The sequence below is a fragment of the Runella sp. SP2 genome (assembly GCF_003711225.1).
GTDB lineage: Bacteria > Bacteroidota > Bacteroidia > Cytophagales > Spirosomataceae > Runella.
Genome location: NZ_CP031030.1, coordinates 2,506,324 through 2,525,457, shown reverse-complemented (window position 1 = coordinate 2,525,457; position 19,134 = coordinate 2,506,324). Strand labels below are relative to the sequence as shown.

At 43.7% G+C, this 19,134-nt stretch carries 16 protein-coding genes; 13 read left to right on the top strand and 3 right to left on the bottom strand.

The genetic code is table 11. The features are described 5' to 3' along the window. Nucleotides 1–8 precede the first annotated feature (8 nt). The 8 genes from DTQ70_RS10705 to DTQ70_RS10670 all read left to right on the top strand — a co-directional run bounded on the left by DTQ70_RS10705 (nt 9) and on the right by DTQ70_RS10670 (nt 11,695). Nucleotides 9–1,547, top strand: a complete 1,539-nt coding sequence (locus DTQ70_RS10705) for a carboxylesterase/lipase family protein (protein ID WP_122930794.1) — start codon at nt 9–11, stop codon at nt 1,545–1,547. 49 nt (nt 1,548–1,596) lie between these two features. Beyond that, nucleotides 1,597–3,138, top strand: coding sequence for a GMC oxidoreductase (locus tag DTQ70_RS10700; RefSeq protein ID WP_122930793.1), 1,542 nt, complete (start codon nt 1,597–1,599; stop codon nt 3,136–3,138). 12 nt (nt 3,139–3,150) lie between these two features. After that, nucleotides 3,151–4,074, top strand: coding sequence for an AraC family transcriptional regulator (locus DTQ70_RS10695; protein ID WP_122930792.1), 924 nt, complete (start codon nt 3,151–3,153; stop codon nt 4,072–4,074). A 49-nt stretch (nt 4,075–4,123) separates the two neighbouring features. Beyond that, a complete protein-coding gene (locus tag DTQ70_RS10690; protein WP_122930791.1) occupies nt 4,124–4,687 on the top strand; it encodes a Crp/Fnr family transcriptional regulator in 564 nt (187 codons plus the stop codon). A gap of 114 nt (nt 4,688–4,801) precedes the next feature. Further along, nucleotides 4,802–5,842, top strand: a complete 1,041-nt coding sequence (locus DTQ70_RS10685; RefSeq protein ID WP_122930790.1) for an efflux RND transporter periplasmic adaptor subunit — start codon at nt 4,802–4,804, stop codon at nt 5,840–5,842. Nucleotides 5,843–5,848: 6 nt separating this feature from the next. Beyond that, nucleotides 5,849–8,905: an efflux RND transporter permease subunit gene (locus tag DTQ70_RS10680; protein WP_122930789.1), complete on the top strand. Its 3,057-nt coding sequence runs from the start codon at nt 5,849–5,851 to the stop codon at nt 8,903–8,905. 18 nt (nt 8,906–8,923) lie between these two features. Then, the gene (locus tag DTQ70_RS10675; RefSeq protein ID WP_164489965.1) at nt 8,924–10,258 is read left to right on the top strand and encodes a TolC family protein; all 1,335 of its coding nucleotides are present in this window, start codon (nt 8,924–8,926) and stop codon (nt 10,256–10,258) included. A 138-nt stretch (nt 10,259–10,396) separates the two neighbouring features. Beyond that, nucleotides 10,397–11,695, top strand: a complete 1,299-nt coding sequence (locus tag DTQ70_RS10670; protein WP_122930787.1) for an MFS transporter — start codon at nt 10,397–10,399, stop codon at nt 11,693–11,695. Nucleotides 11,696–11,762: 67 nt separating this feature from the next. On the opposite strand, the gene DTQ70_RS10665 is transcribed toward DTQ70_RS10670, so the two are convergent. Beyond that, nucleotides 11,763–12,635 carry a helix-turn-helix domain-containing protein gene (locus DTQ70_RS10665; RefSeq protein WP_122930786.1) on the bottom strand — a complete coding sequence of 291 codons (873 nt, stop codon included), beginning with the start codon at nt 12,633–12,635 and terminating at the stop codon, nt 11,763–11,765. Nucleotides 12,636–12,667: 32 nt separating this feature from the next. Further along, complete coding sequence (locus DTQ70_RS10660) at nt 12,668–13,471, bottom strand: hypothetical protein (protein WP_122930785.1); 804 nt, start codon at nt 13,469–13,471, stop codon at nt 12,668–12,670. Nucleotides 13,472–13,617: 146 nt separating this feature from the next. Here DTQ70_RS10660 and pcaH point away from each other — a divergent pair, with 146 nt between their 5' ends. Genes pcaH through DTQ70_RS10635 form a run of 5 tightly spaced genes read left to right on the top strand, consistent with a single transcriptional unit; the run spans nt 13,618 to nt 18,792 of the window. Beyond that, a complete protein-coding gene (gene pcaH / locus DTQ70_RS10655) occupies nt 13,618–14,322 on the top strand; it encodes a protocatechuate 3,4-dioxygenase subunit beta (RefSeq protein WP_122930784.1) in 705 nt (234 codons plus the stop codon). 48 nt (nt 14,323–14,370) lie between these two features. Next, the gene (gene pcaG / locus DTQ70_RS10650; protein ID WP_122934357.1) at nt 14,371–14,952 is read left to right on the top strand and encodes a protocatechuate 3,4-dioxygenase subunit alpha; all 582 of its coding nucleotides are present in this window, start codon (nt 14,371–14,373) and stop codon (nt 14,950–14,952) included. 59 nt (nt 14,953–15,011) lie between these two features. Beyond that, nucleotides 15,012–16,307, top strand: a complete 1,296-nt coding sequence (locus DTQ70_RS10645) for a lyase family protein (protein ID WP_122930783.1) — start codon at nt 15,012–15,014, stop codon at nt 16,305–16,307. 46 nt (nt 16,308–16,353) lie between these two features. Then, nucleotides 16,354–17,502: a 3-oxoadipate enol-lactonase gene (gene pcaD, locus DTQ70_RS10640; protein WP_122934356.1), complete on the top strand. Its 1,149-nt coding sequence runs from the start codon at nt 16,354–16,356 to the stop codon at nt 17,500–17,502. A gap of 33 nt (nt 17,503–17,535) precedes the next feature. Then, the gene (locus DTQ70_RS10635; RefSeq protein ID WP_122930782.1) at nt 17,536–18,792 is read left to right on the top strand and encodes a 4-hydroxybenzoate 3-monooxygenase; all 1,257 of its coding nucleotides are present in this window, start codon (nt 17,536–17,538) and stop codon (nt 18,790–18,792) included. On the opposite strand, the gene DTQ70_RS10630 is transcribed toward DTQ70_RS10635, so the two are convergent. Next, the gene (locus DTQ70_RS10630) at nt 18,752–19,069 is read right to left on the bottom strand and encodes an HNH endonuclease signature motif containing protein (protein WP_229600112.1); all 318 of its coding nucleotides are present in this window, start codon (nt 19,067–19,069) and stop codon (nt 18,752–18,754) included. The genes DTQ70_RS10635 and DTQ70_RS10630 overlap by 41 nt on opposite strands. Between the last annotated feature and the right edge of the window lie 65 nt (nt 19,070–19,134).

The following is a 19,134-nucleotide window of genomic DNA, read 5'->3' as shown; positions in this document are numbered from 1 at the left end:
AATTAACTATGAAAAATTGGGGTTTTGTTATCTTATTCTTGCTTTCTTGTAGGGTTGCCATAGCACAACAAAGTAGCGTTGTAAAGACCAATTATGGTTTAGTAGAAGGCTATATTACACCAAGCAAGATACATGTTTTCAAGGGTGTTCCTTATGCAGCCCCACCCGTGGGCGAAAACCGCTGGAAAGCTCCTATGCCGCTGGTTTCGTGGAAAGGCAAAAAAGTTTGTCGAATATATGGCCCCAATGCCATGCAGGAGAAACCTGCCCCTTTCAGAGGATATACAGTGGAGTTTCTTCCGCCCGTAGCACCCATTAGCGAAGACTGCCTCTACTTAAATATTTGGACCAACTCAGCCAGCAAAACAGCCAAAAAAGGTGTGTTGGTTTGGATTCATGGCGGAGCTTTTATGGGAGGGGGCAGTGCTGTACCGATTTATGATGGTGAAGCTTTGGCTAAAAAAGGCATTGTAGTCGTAAGCATCAATTACCGAGTAAATGTATTTGGTTTTTTAGCTCATTCGGAGCTTTCTGCCGAATCGCCCACCAAAAGCTCTGGTAATTATGGCTTGTTAGACCAGATTGCAGCCTTACGTTGGGTAAAAGAAAATATTCAAAACTTTGGTGGCGACCCCAACAATATTACCATTGCAGGGCAGTCGGCTGGCTCGATGAGCGTCAATTGCTTGGTGAGTTCGCCGCTTGCCGCTGGACTTTTTCAAAAAGCTATTGCCGAAAGTGGTGCTTGTTTTACCAGTGGGAATCCGCTTATAAAAACGCCTTCTATGCAACAAGAAGAACAAGAAGGGGCTAATTTCTTGAAAAAATGCAATGTTTCATCAATCAAAGAACTAAGGGCGTTGCCTGCCGAGGTAATCGTACAAAATGTCAAACGTTTTTTTGCTCCTGTGATTGATGGCTATGTATTGCCAGAGGCTATTCCTGCCATTGTTGCCCAGAAAAAAGACAATCCTATTATTTTGCTTACAGGCTGGAATGAATATGAGGGAGGCAAAAAAGTACCCCCAACAACTTTGAACGATTTTCAAGCATCGGTTGAAAAACAATTCAAAGAAAATAGTAGCAAAGTATTGTCTGCTTATGCACCAATCAACGACCAAGACGTAGCCGTAAAAAAAGGCAAATTGGAAAGTGACTTAATCTTTGGTTTGCAAAATTATACATGGGCAAATCTCCATTCAAAAAATGGGAGTAAGGTATATATGTATCGTTTTGCCCAAGACATCAAACCCAAAGGCGATGCCCTCTACGGAGCTTTTCACACGGCAGAAGTTCCTTTTGCCTTTGATAATTTGAAGTTTTTTAATCGGAATTGGGAACAACAAGACCACCAAATGGCGAAGGCAATGTCGTCGTATTGGGTCAATTTTGTCAAAAATGGTAATCCGAATGGTGCATCTTTACCCCAATGGCAACCTTATGATAGCGAAAAGAAAATGATTATGATGTTCAATGAAAAGCCTTCGGCGGTTAGCTTACCAGATGCTGGGGCGTTGGATGTCCTTTATTCGCTATTGAAGTATTGAACGCTGTTTGAGCGCTTAACAAAATCAACAAGTTTAATTCTACTTTAACATGAAAACCAACATTCTCATAATAGGTTCAGGCCCAGTAGGGGCTACTTATGCACGAATTATTGCCGAACAAAGACCACAAGCCAAAATCTTGATGGTTGAAGTAGGACCAAAAGTTTCTGACAGCATTGGACAACATGTAAAAAATATCAGCGACCCTAAAAAAATGGAAATGGCTCAAATCCTTTCACAAGGACCCAAAAAAACGCCATATCCCATGATTTCGGTAGCAGAACGAGCATTGGCTGTTCAGCGTGGTGAACTAACAGCCGATGTGTTGGCTCGTGCAGGAACACATTTAGTATTGGACCAGCCCGAGGATATCAAAACCAACGAAATGCCGTCAATCTCGATGTCCACCAATATCGGAGGCATGGGCATTCACTGGACCTGTGCCTGTCCAAGACCAGGCAAAGGTGAACAGATTCCTTTTATTGCCGAAGAAGAAATGGATAAAGCTTTCACCGAAGCAGAAAAAATCCTGCACGTTACCCAAGAAGCATTCCCGATTTCGGCAGAAGGAGAAACCATTTTGCATATCCTCAATCAAACCCTTGGCGATAAACATTCACCTAAACGTCAGGCTCAACCGATGCCATTGGCTTGTAAGGTAGATAGCGAGTACAACCGATATTGGACAGCCTCAGATTTGATTTTAGGAGATACCCTCAATCATCCTAATTTTGAGCTTCGTTCTGAAACAATCTGTAGAAAGCTACACTATCAAGACGGTCGAATCACGGGGGCTGAAATAGAACACTTACCGACACAAGAAAAAACAATCGTCGAAGCCGAGGTAGTCATTGTAGCCGCCGATGCCTTACGCACGCCGCAACTATTGTGGGCATCGGGTATCAGACCCAAAGCTTTGGGGCATTACCTCAACGAGCACCCATTTATTTTTACTTTTGTTGAATTAGACAAAGATTTGGTAAAGAATCATTCCCCTAATCCAACAGCGAAAATCCATAATCGCAAATCTCCCGATCCAACGGTAGGCGTATTTTGGACACCTTTCGATGCACCGAACCATCCTTTTCATGGACAAATTATGCACATGGATTTATCTCCTATGAAAACGACCGTCACCGACGACTCAAAACATATTGTAGGCTTAGGTTGGGGCCCTTTGAAAGAAGCCAATTTTGAGGATTGCATCGTCTTCTCCGACACCGAATTTGATTATTTTGGGATGCCAAAAATGAATTTCAAATTCAAATTCACCGAAAAAGACTTGGAAGCCATCGAAGCCGCTAAAGCATTTCAGCAAAAAGTAGTACATTCGTTTGGTAAAGAAATAAAAGATGGCGGCCAAACCCTCATGCCTCCGGGTACTGCCTTGCACTACGAAGGCTCTACCAGAATGGGTATAGAAAACGATGGAGAATCTGTTTGTGATACATATTCTAAAGTATGGGGATTCGATAATTTATTTGTAGGAGGTAACGGTGTCATTCCTGTTGCTACGGCATCAAATCCTACCCTCACCAGTGTGGCATTGGCGGTGCGTTCCGCTGAAAAAGTAATACAACAACTCAAATAATATAATACAACCATGAAAGAAAGCAGTTCTGTTCCAATAATTGATGCAAATCAGCTTATGTCTAATTTGCATAGAGAATTGAAAACGCATGTTGCTTTCACTACGAAAGTTCACTCTAATTTTCATATCAATCGCATCGAGGACTACATGAAAATAGTGAACTTTCCAACTCAATCCGATATTGTGCCTCGTCGAATCTCGGTTTATAGTTTCTTTTTTTTAACCAAAGGGCGAAGTATCAGAAGTAAAGGCTTAGATAGCTACGATTTCGGAGAAAACACGTTTTTTTTTCTCCCTGCTTATCAGATTACAACGCACCAAGAAATATGCTTTGGTAGCGAAGGATATTACTGCCATTTTGATATGGAATTGTTGAATGTTGACTATAAAACAAAAGATCTTATCAATGAATTTACATTTTTGGAGTTTCACGCCAATCCAATTGTTAAGATTGATGAACAAGCCAAAATGCGTATTATTCCTTTACTCGAAAGGCTCATTCAAGAATACAATGCGGGGGAAAATTGTAGATTCGATATTTTAAGAATGTACTTGATGACGGTCTTCACTGAATTAAAAATATTTATCGGTTCATCTAAACCAAATATTTCAAATTCTGCTTTTTTGATTACTGAACAGTATAAAAAGTACTTGTCACAATACATTTATGAGAAGCAAAAAACTACCGAGTATGCAGAATTGATGGCCATATCGCCCAATCATTTGAATAAATGTGTAAAAACAACTTTAGGAAAATCGGCCCATGAATTACTGAATGAAATGCTGTTGCTGGAAGCAAAATTATTGTTGAAACAAACCAACCTTACCGTTACCGAAATCGCCTACAAAATTGGGAAAAACGAGATAAGTGATTTTGCTCGTTTCTTTAAATCGCAAACGGGGATGAAACCGAGCGAGTATCGGATGATGAATTAATGTACTGTTTTTTGTTACTTTACTCCCCAACTACAAGCAGGCATTCTTGATGGACATATTGTCGTATCTCAAACAGCACGGTATTTACTCAGATTCGCTCGTCGATTGGGTACAAAATCATTCCAAAACCAAGACCTACCCCAAAGGCCAGGTGTTATTTGCCGAAGGTGATTCTCCCCAACGCGTCTATTTCATCGAATCAGGACTTTTGCGGATGTTTTACGAAAAAGATGGCAAAGAAATCACCCACGGTTTTTTTGCCGAAGATTCCGTATTGATGTCGGTCGAGAGCATTTTTTACCAACAACACTCTCCCTACGGTTGCGATGCCTTAGAGCCAACCACGGTTACTTCATTCAATTTTCGTGACTTTACGGAGCTGAGTAACAAGCTACCTGAGGTGAGTCATTTAGAAAAACTCATTTTGTACGGCGTGATCAAAAAACTAGCCGATACCAATTACTTTTTGAAATTTCACACGGCCAAAGAACGCTACGAGCGCATGATTGCCGAGTATCCCAACATTCTTCTTCGGGCGCCGCTTGGGCACGTGGCGTCGTATTTGGGCATTACCCAACAAACCCTCAGCGTAATTCGTGGACAAATTGCTTAAAATGGGGTGGTAGATTAAAAAATGAAAATCAGTTCATTTTTTAATCTATCTTAAAAATTGGGGGAAAAATACCCGCGACCTTTGTAGCATCAAAACAAAAGGTACGCAATCCCCATGAAAAAGACAGTCATTTTTGCCGCACCAGCCTTGGTTGCATTGCTGGTAGGTTGTAACTCAAAACCTGAAAAAACGGCCGAGAAAACGGCCGAAGCCGCCATTCCAGTTAGCATAGAAGAAGTGCAGACCACGACCGTGAAAAACGATGTGTCGGTCAGTGGTAATATCGAAGGAAATACCACCGTGAAGCTAGCCTTTTTGGTGGCGGGTAAAGTAAATTTTATTTCGGCCAAAGAAGGCCAAATGGTCAGAAAAGGTCAGTTGGTAGCAAGTTTGGAGCCTACCAACTACCACATCGCCAAAGAATTGTCGGATGTTCAGGTCAATGCCGTTTCGGACGAATTTTCGCGTCTGAAATCCTTACACGACAAAGGAAGTGTCACAGACAGTGATTTTTCAAAGGTGAATTTCTCTTTGCAACAAGCCAAACTTCAGCAGCAACTTCACGCCAAAAACGAAAGTGATACCAAGCTATATTCGCCGATTGGGGGAGTGATGTTGAAAAAACTTACCGAGACGGGCGAAATTGTGGGTGTCGGTATTCCAGCCTTTGTCGTATCGGACATTAGTAAAGTAAAGGTGTTAGCGTATATCCCTGAGGGTGAACTTCATTACATCAAAATTGGTCAACGCGCCGAAATTACCGTTTCGGCGTTAGAAAAAACCTTTGTAGGACGCGTCATTGAGGTGGGTTCGGCTGCGGATGCCACAACCCGCGCTTTTACCATCAAGATTGAAGTGGCCAATCCCGCCTCTCAAATCCGACCAGGGATGATTGCCGAGGCAAAAATCAAGGTCGATGCTATATCGCAAGCCATATTGCTTCCCGCCGAATGTATCATCCATGATTTGAACAACCAGACGTACGTCTATGTCGTGGATAAAGCTCAAAACAAGGCGTTTAAGCGCGAGGTAGGCATTGGTAAAATGATAGAAAATAAAATTGAAATCACCAAAGGGGTACAAGCAGGAGAGCGTGTGGTGGTAGCAGGACAAGCAAAAATTACGGACGGAACAGTGGTTTCAATTAACCAATAGACAGCCATGAATATCACTCAAGCATCATTGAAATACAAGCAAATAACATTGTCGGTTTTGCTGATGTTGTTTGCCGTCGGGATACAGTCATTGTTGAATATGCCCCGCCGCGAAGACCCAAAAATCACCATTCGTTCGGGTTTGGTCGTTGCCTATTTCCCAGGGGCCAATTCTGCCCAAGTAGAAGACCAAGTGACCAAGAAACTCGAACAGTATTTGTTTCAATACGAAGAAGTTAACAAGGCCAAAACGTACTCTACCACCAAAGACGGTGTGGTTGTTATCAACGTGGAATTGACAGAAAGGGTAAAACAACCAGATATTTTTTGGAGCAAATTGCGCAATCAGTTATTGGTTGCCAAGCAGCTCGACCTTCCCGAAGGTGTTCGAGGCCCGTTGGTCAACTCCGACTTTGGCGATACCGAAGCCATGGTGATTGCCTTGGAAAGTCCAACCGCAAGCCCAACGGAATTAAAAGAATACGCTCAGAAACTGGAAGATTATCTCCGCGCGATTCCTGCTACTTCAAAAGTAAAGCGCATTGGCGAACAGAAAGAAGAAATTGTGGTATCGTCAAGCTCGGAAAAAATGTCGCAGTACGGCGTGAGTTTGCAGCAAGTGGTGAAGGTACTACAATCGCAAAATGCCATTAACCCAACGGGTGACATCAAAACGGACAACAGCAAAACACCTTTATATACCAACGGATATTTTACCACTGAAAACGACCTCGCCAATCAAATTGTGGGAACGTCGCAATCGGGTTCGGTAGTAAAATTGGGGGATGTGGCAACGCTTAAACGCGACTATGCCGAACCGCAAAGCCTCATTACCGTCAATGGCAAACAAGCGATCTTGTTGACCGTTCAGATGCAAGAGGGAAACAACATCGTGAAGTTTGGCGAAGCCATTGACCAAAAAATCGAACTTGCCAAGCAAGTTATCCCTTCAAATGTTACCGTAACGACCATTGTTAACCAGCCGCATTTGGTGCAGGAAAACATCTCGCACTTCATCAAAGAGTTTTTCTTGGCTATTATTTCGGTGATTATCGTGGTGATTTTATTGCTGCCATTTCGCATTGCAGCGGTGGCTGCTACGGCTATTCCTGTGACTGTCGCGGTGACGTTTGCGCTCATGCACGCCCTTGGCATTGATCTTCATCAAGTATCGCTTGCAGCGTTGATTTTGGTGCTTGGAATGGTGGTTGATGATGCGATTGTTATTGCCGATAACTACGTTGAATTGCTTGACGAGGGCATCGACCGCTGGACCGCAGCGTGGCGAAGTGCTAACGATTTAGTAGTGCCTGTTTTGGTGGCTACCGTGACAATTATCGCCTCCTTTATGCCCATGATTTTACTCAATGGAAGCATCGGTGAGTTCATCTTTGCTTTGCCCATTACGGTTGCCATCGCCTTACTTTCGTCGTTTGTGGTAGCTATGTTACTGACGCCTTTGTTGTGTTATGTCTTTATCAAAAAAGGCTTGCACCAGCACGAAGAACATGCGCCTGCCAAACGCAAATCGTTGTTGGATTACATGCAGGATGGCTACAATCGCTTGTTGGATGTGTGCGTAAAATTCCCCAAAACAACGATTGCGGTGAGTTTCTTTTCAATTGTGCTGGCGGGAGTTTTGTTTGCCAAAGGGATTCGCCAATTGTTTTTCCCTGCCGCGGAACGGAATCAATTTGTCATTGAACTTTGGATGCCGACGGGCACTAAACTAGATAAAACCAATCAAGCGATTTTGAATGCCGAAGCACTGATTAAAAACGATAAGCGTGTTACCTCCTACGCTACGTTCACGGGTACAGCGGCGCCACGGTTTTACTATAATTTCTCTCCTGAGTTTCCGACGACCAATTATGCCCAAATTTTAGTCAACACAACCACCGATAAAACGGCGGAAGAATTGACGGAAGAGTTGCGCCAAAAAGTTGATACAACGATTCCCGAAGGAACGACTTTCGTTAAATTGATGCAGCAAGGCTCACCGTTGAAAGCGCCCGTGGAGGTGCGAATCGTGGGGGATGACATGAGTCGATTGAAGGAAATTGGGGGGCAGGTCGAGGCCATTCTCAAACAAGCCAACGGAAGTAAGTACGTACGAAAAGATTTTGCGGAAGATTATTACGGAATTGGTATTAACCTCAAGCCCGAAGCAAGTCGGCTAGGGTTTACCACCACCAGCGTTTCCCAAACGGTTTATACGGGTTTTAGTGGGGCGGCCATTTCGACGATGTACGAAGGCAATAACGCCGTAAGCATTGTGTTTCGATTGGATGACATCAAACGGCAAAACACCGACGACCTCCAAAAAGTCTATTTAAAATCGCCGATTACGGGCGTAAACGTGCCGCTTCGTCAAATCGCCGACATTGTCCCACAGTGGCAAACGGGCAAAATTATGCACCGAAATGGCGTACGTACCCTTACAATTCAGTCGGAAGTAGTAGAAAATGTATTGCCCGCCGAATTGCTGAAACAAGTACAGCCCGAAATCGCAAAAATAGCGTTACCTAATGGCTATCATCTTGAGTACGGGGGCGAGCAAGGCAACAAAGTAGAAACCTTGAGTCAAATGGTGACGGCGCTGGCAGTAAGTTTGGTGGCTATATTTTTCATTTTGTTGTTCCAATTTAAAAACCTCAAGGAAACCACGATTGTAATGTTGACGATTCCATTGAGCTTGTTTGGAGCGATTTTGGGCCTTTACGTAACTGGGAACAACTTCAGCTTTACGGCCTTTGTCGGGTTGATTGCCCTTTCGGGAATTGTGGTACGAAACGCCATTATTTTGGTGGATTATACCAATGAACTTCGCAAACATGGCATGGACATCCGAACGGCGGCCATCGAAAGTGGCAAGCGACGTTTGCGCCCTATTTTCCTAACCGCCATGGCGGCAGCGATTGGGGTGTTGCCCATGATTATTTCCAAATCTCCAATGTGGGCGCCGTTGGCAAGTGTATTGGCCTTTGGCGTGGTTTGGAGCATGATTATGGCGCTCCTGACAGTCCCTATTTTGTACATTGGTTGGATCAAAGAGAAGAATTAACATCGAAATGAAATGCGCATGAAAACGTTCAATAAAACCATCCCCGTAGTGCTTTTTGTATTTTTTTGGGGAACAGCCCTAGCCCAATCGACGACTTATTCGTTGGGTCAGCTTACAGACATTGCACTTAAAAACAACCATATTTTGGCCATCAAACAACTTCAAATCGAAGAACGACAAGCCAAAATCAAAGAAGACGAAATCAAGCGTTTGCCCGTGGTCAGCGTCAATGGTTCGTACCAGTATAATTTTAATTTGGCCGAAATCACCATTCCCGCAGGAACCATCGGGGTGATTCCGTTGAGTGCTACTAACCAAGTGCCTTTGCCAAATGTCGATAAAACGTTTACTGTTGGTAAAAACAACATGTACAACGCAGGGGTCACGGCTTACCAGCCCCTTTCGCAACAAGCCAAAATCAAAACAGGAGTAGAAGCTAGTAAGTTGGAGGTGAATTTGACCGAAAAAGAAAAACAGAAAATAACGCTCCAAATCAAACATGGCATCGAACAGTTGTATTTTGGAATACTTATCAACCAAAAACAATTGACGGAGGCACAAACAAAATTGGAGTTGGCTAAAGCAAAATTGGAAGACGTCACTAACGCCCTCGAAGCTGGAAAAACCATTGGGGTGAACCGTGCGGGATTGCTGGCAAGCATTGCCGACGAAGAGCAAAACATTCTTAAACTTACGTACCAAATTCAGAATTATAAATCAGATTTGGCCAAGTTTACGGGTATCAATGATGACAATTTTGAAGTTGAAAGCCAAGTGCCAGTGTTACCTGAATTGCCATCCTTGGGGGCGTTGACGGGGGATATTTCGTCAAATCCTGACCTTCAAATGGCTCAGTTGACCAAAAGCAAAGCTGAATTGGGCATCAAAGCGGCTAAACTAAGCGACCGTCCCGACGTAGGTTTGGTGGCTGGGTATGTTTTCCAAAGTGGGAATCCGATTAGCCCCATGAACAACCCCTTTGTTGGGCTGAACCTGAAATGGAATTTGCAGGATTTATATACTAATAAACAGGTAGCAAAACAACGTTCGTTTCAATTAAAACAAGCCCAAGAAAACATTCTAAATACCCAGCAGCAATTGACGTACGACTTGGAAAAAGCATACCGAAAGACGATTCAAAGTAAATCGTTGATTGGGGTGGCCGAGAAAGCGTTGAATTACCGTCGTGAAGAATTGAAACTTCAAGAAGACAAGCAATCGGTAGGGATGAACCTCAAAACGGATTTGCTGACAACCAAAGCGCTCATTGCCAAAGCGGAAGCCGATGTATATGCGGCTCAATTGGCCTATATTTTGTCAGTATCAGAGGTAAGGCAGTTGATTGGGCAATAATCCCAAATGCGATTGATATTGCACAAAAGGAAATTGATTTTGCGTGATGGGTCTTTGAAAAAACCTCTATTTTTGCGAAGTTATGTTCAATTTTTTCGCGGAATACATCTATTTAAGCCCTTAGCCTACCAATCTCGCATGACTTTTGATATAAAAGAACACATTGATACCCACAAAATGACACGGTTGCAGTACGCGACCGTGTTTATTTGTTTGTTGATGAACATGCTCGACGGCATGGACGTAATGGTGATTTCGTACACTGCCCCTGCCATTGTAAAAGCATGGGGCATTACACCCGAAGCCCTCGGCATTGTCTTTAGTTCAGGGCTAGTCGGGATGACCCTTGGGGCGATGTTTTTGGCCCCTAAAGCAGATGTAATTGGCCGTAAAAACATGATTTTGTTAAGTGCGGTACTGATGGGGATTAGCATTTTTAGTACATCATTTGCCCAATCCATTGAGTTCTTGGTAGTTATTCGACTCATTAGTGGGATAGGGATTGGGGCGATGTTGGCAAGTACCGCTACGCTGACGGCGGAATATACACCGAACAAAACCAAAGACTTTTGGGTAAGTTTTGTGATTTCAGGCTATCCCATCGGGGCGGTGTTATCGGGCTTGGTGGCTGCGAAAGTGATTCCTCAGTTGGGTTGGGGTACGATGTTTCAAGTGGCAGGTTTTTTCACAACCCTTGCCGTCCCATTGATTCACTTTCTGTTGTCAGAGTCGCTTGATTTTTACTTTAAAGCACAACCAGCCAATGCCCTTGGTAAAGCCAACGAGATTTTGGGTAAAATGGGCGTAACGAGCCTGTCTCAACTTCCAACAAAACCTGCTGAACAAGCAGCGGTGTCGTTCAAGTCGATGTTGACGGAAGAATTTAAAATTCCTACGTTCCAACTGTGGGGGGCGCTTTTTATGGCCTTTGCTACCCTTTATTTTTTGACTAACTGGATTCCAAAACTCGCTACCAACGCTGGGCTTTCGATGGAATTGGCGATTTATGCGGGCACGGTATTTAATCTTGGTGCCTTTGTAGGAATAGTTATACAGGGCTATTTTTCAAGCAAATATGGCCTAAAACGCACGATTGGCACTTTTCTGATTTTGACGGGTGTCCTGATGGCCGCCTTTGGGTGGTTCAAAGGTTCTTCGTGGTTATTGGTTATTTTTGGATTGATTGGCTTTGGTATCCAGGGTGGTTTTGTGGGGCTTTATGCCGTAGCAGCGCGGATGTACCCCACCGAATTTCGGACAACTGGCGTAGGTTGGGCCATTGGCTCGGGGCGCTTGGGCGGTATCATTGGGCCATTATTGGGCGGTGTCCTCATCGGAATGGGACTTTCAATGACGGTCAATTTCTTGATTTTTTCCATTCCCACCATCATCGCGGGAATAATTACCATCTATATTTCGTCAAAACGAATCAGTTAACTCGGCATCTGTTGTGGAGTTCTAACATGCCCTTATATGTCTTATATGGCTCAAAAAATAAAGCACGCTAGTTCTTCCTAAATTCACTAGGCGAAACCCCCGTTACTTTTTTAAAAAGCCGTGTAAAATAGGCGGGGTCTTTGAAATTTAGAAAATAAGAAACCTCCGAAATTGAGTAATTCGTATTGAGGAGGTATTTTTTTGCTTCATTAATCAGATGTTCATGCACAATCTGTAAAGCCGATTTTTGGACAATCGCCTGACAAATTCGGTTCAAATGAACCGCTGTGATATTTAACTCTTTGGCATATTCATGAATGGGTTTTGATTCTTGCAACGACTTCCGAATGCTTTTTTGAAAAAGCTGAAAATAGCGTAATGTTCGATTATCAGAGGTTGTAGAGGAAGTAGAAAGTCGAAGAGTGAAACGATATAAGTGCGTAAAAAAAAGTTGAAATAAGGACTGTAAAACCACCTGTTTTTCGGCGAAATCTTCGTATAATTCTTTTACAATGAGGCTTTTAAATCCCATCAATCGTTCAAAAGTTTCAAAATCTTCATCAAAAGAAAGCACCCGTAAATGATTGATTTCGAGCAATGTTTTGGGCGAATTTTTTAATAATCCTTCCAAAAAAGAATCAGAAAACGTCAGTACTTCCCCGTTGATATTGGGTTGAAACACAAAACCATGAAGGCTGTGTGCGGGGATGGTCGCAATGCAAGGCCCTGTGAGCGTCCATTCTTTTTGTTCGGAGACTAGCAACCCTTCCCCACTTTTAATCAAAAACACCTGATACAAATCCGTGTGCACGTGTTCTTTAATTTCCCAATCGTATATTTTACTCCGAGTTTCGAGGGCTTCAAAATGGATAAAGTTGGGTAAAAGAGAATGAGGGTTGTCGCCGTAAAGCCCTTTAAAATGGATTAATGCCTTTTGCATAATCAATGTTTGAAAATTACAAGCTAAAAAAGTTAAGGTTTTGCGTATTTTTTTCGACGATTTTCGTCAAAAACAACTACAAAATAGTAGCCAATCGGGTAGGGAACGCCCCGTTTATAATAACAACTCCATGACGGAATCGACTTTAAAACGCGCAGTGCTTCATCGTCAAAAACAGCCTGATTCGATTTTTTTAATAAGCGAATAGTGTCAGGAAAAGGGTGAGCGCCGCTGACTATTTCAGCAAAAACCTTGACGGGTTTTGATATATCGGGCAATAGCTGCCAATTGATATGGCTGTAAACATAATTCAGTAGGCTGTCATCCTTTTCTGCATACACCGAAAGTTGAGTTTTAAAGTTGTCAAATTCCTGAGAATGAGTAACTATTCCATTTTTTAACGTTAATTCTATTTCTTTCTCATAGATGGCCACGTAGGATTGGGTGTAATACAGTAATTTACCTTGAGGTACTAGCAAAGGTGCTGATAGCCAGCTTGCTGGAAGCTTTTCACGAATGAGTTGATTAGGAAATAGGGCGTTTAAATCAGCCTTGGTTTTATTGCTAGGGTAATCACAGGTATAGATGTTAACAAGAAATAGCGTATCATGTTGAATTTCCCACTCGGCGATATGTCCCCGCCAGCAGCCCGTGTTAAAAGGGGCTTGTTGCGTTCCAAACAGGGTTTTAGGGAGTTGTTTATAAATTGGATGAGACCTTAACGGATGCGTGTACAAGGGTAAAGTATCCCCTTCCCAAATCAGGCGGTCGGGAGCTTGTCCTGTTGCTAATGTCCAGAGAGGTGTGAGTAAAAAGAAAAGGTAATGCAGACGCATGGTTAGAATGGATTGTATTGTACAAATTTAACCAAAAAATGTTTGTTTTATACAAGTTATATTTTCATTTATCCAAGATAATCTTTCACCTTCCCGCTACTTTTGTTGTGTTCTTTAAGCAGATATTTTCCCAATCGTTGCACGACATGAGCACAATCATTTATAACCGTTTTGACGAAGAGGTACACCCGCCACGTTTATCTCCCGACTACAAATCTACCGTTCTTCGGGCGCCTACCAAGCCTTTGGTTGTAGTGAAGCAGTCGCTCAGTGAGTTGACAGGCCCACTTTTTGGCGATTTTAATTTAGGCCCCCTCGACCATGATTTAACCAAAAATTCGGTAGTCAATGGGCAACCTTTGGGAGAACGAATTGTGGTACACGGTCGGGTTATAAACGAAAACGGTCAGCCGATTCCGAATACACTCATCGAAATTTGGCAAGCCAACGCTGCGGGGCGTTACGTACATAAAGTGGATCAACACGATGCCCCGCTCGACCCCAATTTCTTAGGCGCGGGTCGTTGCATGACCGACAAAGATGGAAATTATAAATTTTATACCATTAAGCCAGGCGCGTATCCTTGGGGAAATCACTACAACGCATGGCGGCCCAACCACATCCATTTTTCATTGTTTGGCGCTAATATTACCAATCGTTTGGTGACGCAAATGTATTTCCCAGGCGACCCGTTGCTTCAGTACGACCCCATCTTTTTGGGCGTACCACCCAAGGGCAGAGATTTGCTCATTTCTCAGTTTGATTTGAGCATTACGGAACCAAATTTTGCCTTGGGTTATCGTTTTGATTTTGTGTTAAGAGGCCACAATCAAAACGTCCAAGCCCTTTAACCCCTAACCCCAATGGGGGATTTTTCCTTATTTTTAAAAGTAACCACCATGGAACTAAATACATTTTTGCAACAATATAACTCCCCCATTGGGGGTAGGGGGGCTGCCTTTCAGACTCCCTCTCAAACGGTTGGCCCTTATTTTGCCTACGGCCTTTCGCCCGAGCAATATTTATACGATTTTAAACAACTGGTAGGCAATCAGTTGGTGAACCCAATCGATGAACCCAACGCCATTGCCATCACAGGCAAAGTGTTTGATGGTGAAGGGGTGGTTATCCCCGATGCGATGATTGAAGTTTGGCAAAACGATGGACAAACGCAATTGTTTGGCCGCTTTGGTACAGGAACGGACTCACAAAATCGTTTTGTTTTCTATACCAAAAAGCCAGCATCGGTCAATGGGCAAGCACCTCATTTAAGTATCATCGTGTTTATGCGTGGGCAGCTGATTCACTCGTACACCCGCCTGTACTTTTCTGATGAAGCTGAACTAAATGCAACCGATGAGGTGCTCAACGTAGTCCCCGAAGAACGTCGCGCTACCCTCATTGCCCAAAAAACACCGTCAGGCTACGAATTTGACATTTGGATGCAAGGCGAAAAAGAAACCGTATTTTTTGATATTTAGCCCCTTTGTCATTCCGTAGGAATCTATTCATTCCCGATTCGTATCTCGTCATTCAAACTATGTCTTTATATTCCGAAATATTCTACTCGACCGAAATTAATGGGCTGTTTTCAGACAGAAACACCATCGCTGAGATGCTGCGTTTTGAGGCTGCTTTGGCCCAAGCCCAGGCTAAAAATGGGATTGTTTCGGAAACTTCCGCCGCCATTATTGTCGATTGTTGCGACGCGTATTTGATTGACATAGAAAAGCTTAAATCAGAAATAAAGTTGGGGGGAAATGCGGCCATACCATTGGTGAAACAACTGACCCGCATCGTCAAAAACAACGATGTAGAAGCCTCGAAAATGGTGCATTTGGGCGCTACCAGTCAGGATGTAGTTGATACCGCAATGGTGCTCCAAATCAAGGCGTTTTTGGCGTGGTTGGAGCCAAAACTCAGCCAATTACGTCTGCTGTTGGTAGCTTTAACTCAAAAACACCGTTCGACCTTGATGATTGGACGGACTTTACTTCAGCAAGCCCGTCCGATTACATTTGGACTAAAAACGGCAGGGTGGCTTCAAAGGGTTAAACAATGTCAAGAATTGATTTCAGAGACAAAAAAACGAGTGCTATGCCTGACACTTGGAGGAGCAGTTGGAAGTGGGAATGATTCAATCAATAGGAAGGTGCAGCTAACGATGGCTGAATTGTTAGAAATTGCTCCCCCATCGGGGGTTGGGGGGCTGTCCGAATGGGCAAGTGTACTCGGGATTTTGGTAGGAAGTTTGGGGAAAATTGCCAAAGACGTTTCCCTCCTCATGCAAACCGAAGTCGGGGAAGTTTTGGAAGGAGCGGGGGAAGGAAAAGGAGGCTCAAGCACCATGCCCCATAAAAGAAACCCCGTGACCTGCGCGGCATTGTTGGCAAACGCTACTCGAACACCTCATTTGGTAGCGACGGTTCTTTCGGCGATGCCCCAAGAACACGAGCGCTCTGCGGGGCTGTGGCATTCAGAATGGGAGGTTTTGGTAGAATTGATGACCTTAACGGCGGGTTCGGTCGAACGAGCGATTGAACTGGTGGGCGGTTTGGAAGTAGATGAAAAACGAATGTTAGCCAACTTAGAAGTGACCAAAGGACTGATTTATGCCGAAAATGTGTCCTTGGCGTTGGCTCCTAAGATGGGCAAAATGCAGGCCCACGAATTAGTAGAAAAGGCGTGTAAAATGGCCATTCATCAGCAGAAACATTTAAAAGAGGTACTGATTGATTTTCAATTGGATTTGCCTGATTTAGAGGAACTTTTTAAGCCAGAAAATTCCATTGGATTGAGTTTAGAATTAATAGATGAAGTGCTACGGCAAGTGTAATTGTTTCACCCAAAGCATCCGTGAGAAAAACAACCCAATCAAGAAAATGAACACTAACTACCAATTGCAAGGCACGCCCAATAGCCCTGTTTTGATATTTTCAAACTCGCTAGGGTCAGAAATGATGATGTGGGACGAAGTAGTTCCATATTTGTTGCCCTATTTTCGGGTGTTAAGATATAACAGCCCCCAAACCCCCAATGGGGGCTTAAAAATTGGCGATTTAGGCGAGCAAGTCATTCAGTTGATGGATGAATTGGGCATTGAAAGCGCCTACTATTGCGGGCTTTCGATGGGTGGTTTGATTGGGCAATGGCTGGGGATTCATCATCCGCAACGTTTTCATAAAATAGTTTTGAGCAACACAGGCGCCAAAATCGGGAACGACGAGCGCTGGAATGGACGAATTGAGACTATTTCCAAAAACGGAATGCAGGCCATCGTTGACGATACCATGGAACGGTGGTTTACGGAGGCTTTTAGAGAAGCTAATCCAACCCGAGTTGCCGAAACCAAAGCGATGTTTTTGCGAAGTGATATTAAAAGTTATTCCAAGTGCTGCGAAGCCATTCGGGATGCTGATTTTCGGGGACAACTTCATCAATTGTTGGTAGAAACGTTGGTCATTACGGGCGACGAAGACCCTGTCACAAACGTAGAACAAGCCCAGTTTTTGGTCAATCATATTCCCAACGCTACCCTTCACGTACTCCATGCGCGCCACTTAGCAAGTACCGAATTACCCAAAGAATATGCTGAGGTATTGATTGATTTTTTTATAGCCCCCCCCGCCCCCGATGGGGGAGCTCGTGGTATGTTTGTTCGTAGAATCGTTCTTGGCAACGAACACGTCGATAAAGCCAATGCCAAAATCAATGACTTTAATGCTGATTTTCAGGATTTTATTACGCGATATGCGTGGGGAGAGATTTGGACTCGCCCCGACTTGTCGAAGCATAATCGGAGCCTGATTACGATGGCGATGTTGATAGCCCTCAACCGAAAAGCGGAGTTTAAAATGCACGTAAAAGCGGCGCTCAACAACGGCGTTACGGTGACTGAAATCAAAGAAGTCATTATGCACGCTGCGTTGTACTGTGGTTTACCCGCTGCCAATGAAGCTTTTCATACGGCAGAGGAGGTTATCAATAGCCCCCTAACCCGCGCGGCGTACCGTCCCAATGGGGGAACATAAGCATTTTAATGAGGAAATTGATATATACCAAAGATGGATAAACATTCAAAAAAAGCCCCCATTGGGGGACGGGGGGCAAAAACCCAAGTCGGTATTATTGGCGCTGGGCCTGCGGGTTTGACGCTTGCTCATTGGCTTCGTAAACACGGTATTGAATCGGTGATTATCGAAAACCGAAGTCGTGAGTACGTCCAAGCGCGCGTTCGTGCGGGATTGTTGGAACAAAATACCGTTGATATTTACAAACAGTTGGGCTTGGCCGATCGACTCGTTCGGGAAGGACAAGAGCATCATGGGGTGTATTTGAGTTTTGATGGAAACCGTATTCGGGTGCCATTTGGAGAACATACCAATGGACGAAACATTACGATTTATGGTCAACAAGAAGTGGTAAAAGACCTGACCGATGCGTGGTTGGCGGGCGGAGGAGAATTGTATTTTGAAGCCGCTGCCACTCAAATTGAAGGCTTCGACACTTCGTCGCCCAAAATCCACTTTGTGCACGAAGAAGAAGCGGGTGTGATTGAATGTGACTTTGTGGCGGCTTGTGATGGTTTTCACGGAGTAGGTCGCAAAACGTTGCCAAAAAATACCTTTAATGAGTTTTCTATTACGTATCCATTCAGTTGGTTAGGGATTTTGGCAAACGTGGCTCCTTCTTCGGAAGAATTGATTTACGCTTACCACCAAAATGGGTTTGCCTTACACAGCCTTCGTTCGGAGAAAGTAAGCCGTTTGTATATTCAGGTTGACAACAATGACCACGTAGATAACTGGTCGGACGACCGCATTTGGGAAGAGCTTTCGCTGCGTTTGGGAACGGAGGGCTGGACGCTGAAATCAGGATCTATTTTTGAGAAAAGCATTACGCCAATGCGCAGTTTCTTTACCGATAATATGCAAGCGGGAAGATTGTTTTTAGCGGGTGATGCAGCACACATTGTGCCTCCAACGGGCGGAAAAGGACTTAACTTGGCCGTAGCCGACGTAAAACATTTGGTAGATGGCTTTGTGGATTTTTACAAAAACAACTCCATGAAACTATTGGATGCTTATTCGGACATTGCGTTGAGAAGAATTTGGAGAGCGCAAGATTTCTCCAACTTTATGACCACGCTTTTTCACAAACAAGATGCACACGGGTCGTTTCAGTACCACTTACAAAAGGCGAAGTTTGATTACATCAGTATCTCAAAAGCCTACGCGACCACCATTGCCGAGAATTACGTTGGACTGCCTTTTGAGGCGTTTAGTCCCCTTGACGTTCAAGAATTCTATCAACGTCATTAAAATCAAGTATTTTAATGGTTGCTTGGCCAATAGTGGTTTTCGGGTATATAACCCCATTTTCGATTTCAAAATGGTCGTGCCAATAATCAATTCGAGGATTGTAGAGCCTTATTAAAGTTCGGTCTGGTAAGAGGACAGTTCCAATATCACTTCCTTTATTGACATTGCACTGAAAGCAAGCATAAGCCAAGTTGTCTAAATTATTTTCGCCGCCGTGTTTTATACTAATAATGTGGTCAATTTGGTGAGAAATGTAAGCAAATAAATCGGGTTGCAACAGTATTCACAACGGTAGTTAGCTCGGTCAATTACTTGTTTTTTTAGCGAATCAGCAATATAACG

Bases quoted from the DNA above. Each gene is read 5' to 3' on its own strand.
- DTQ70_RS10700 (WP_122930793.1), top strand. From the start codon at position 1,597: ATGAAAACCAACATTCTCATAATAGGTTCAGGCCCAGTAGGGGCTACT.
- DTQ70_RS10660 (WP_122930785.1), bottom strand. From the start codon at position 13,471: ATGCGTCTGCATTACCTTTTCTTTTTACTCACACCTCTCTGGACATTA.
- DTQ70_RS10695 (WP_122930792.1), top strand. From the start codon at position 3,151: ATGAAAGAAAGCAGTTCTGTTCCAATAATTGATGCAAATCAGCTTATG.
- DTQ70_RS10705 (WP_122930794.1), top strand. From the start codon at position 9: ATGAAAAATTGGGGTTTTGTTATCTTATTCTTGCTTTCTTGTAGGGTT.
- DTQ70_RS10680 (WP_122930789.1), top strand. From the start codon at position 5,849: ATGAATATCACTCAAGCATCATTGAAATACAAGCAAATAACATTGTCG.
- pcaG (WP_122934357.1), top strand. From the start codon at position 14,371: ATGGAACTAAATACATTTTTGCAACAATATAACTCCCCCATTGGGGGT.
- DTQ70_RS10685 (WP_122930790.1), top strand. From the start codon at position 4,802: ATGAAAAAGACAGTCATTTTTGCCGCACCAGCCTTGGTTGCATTGCTG.
- DTQ70_RS10675 (WP_164489965.1), top strand. From the start codon at position 8,924: ATGAAAACGTTCAATAAAACCATCCCCGTAGTGCTTTTTGTATTTTTT.
- pcaH (WP_122930784.1), top strand. From the start codon at position 13,618: ATGAGCACAATCATTTATAACCGTTTTGACGAAGAGGTACACCCGCCA.
- pcaD (WP_122934356.1), top strand. From the start codon at position 16,354: ATGAACACTAACTACCAATTGCAAGGCACGCCCAATAGCCCTGTTTTG.
- DTQ70_RS10635 (WP_122930782.1), top strand. From the start codon at position 17,536: ATGGATAAACATTCAAAAAAAGCCCCCATTGGGGGACGGGGGGCAAAA.
- DTQ70_RS10670 (WP_122930787.1), top strand. From the start codon at position 10,397: ATGACTTTTGATATAAAAGAACACATTGATACCCACAAAATGACACGG.
- DTQ70_RS10645 (WP_122930783.1), top strand. From the start codon at position 15,012: ATGTCTTTATATTCCGAAATATTCTACTCGACCGAAATTAATGGGCTG.
- DTQ70_RS10690 (WP_122930791.1), top strand. From the start codon at position 4,124: ATGGACATATTGTCGTATCTCAAACAGCACGGTATTTACTCAGATTCG.
- DTQ70_RS10665 (WP_122930786.1), bottom strand. From the start codon at position 12,635: ATGCAAAAGGCATTAATCCATTTTAAAGGGCTTTACGGCGACAACCCT.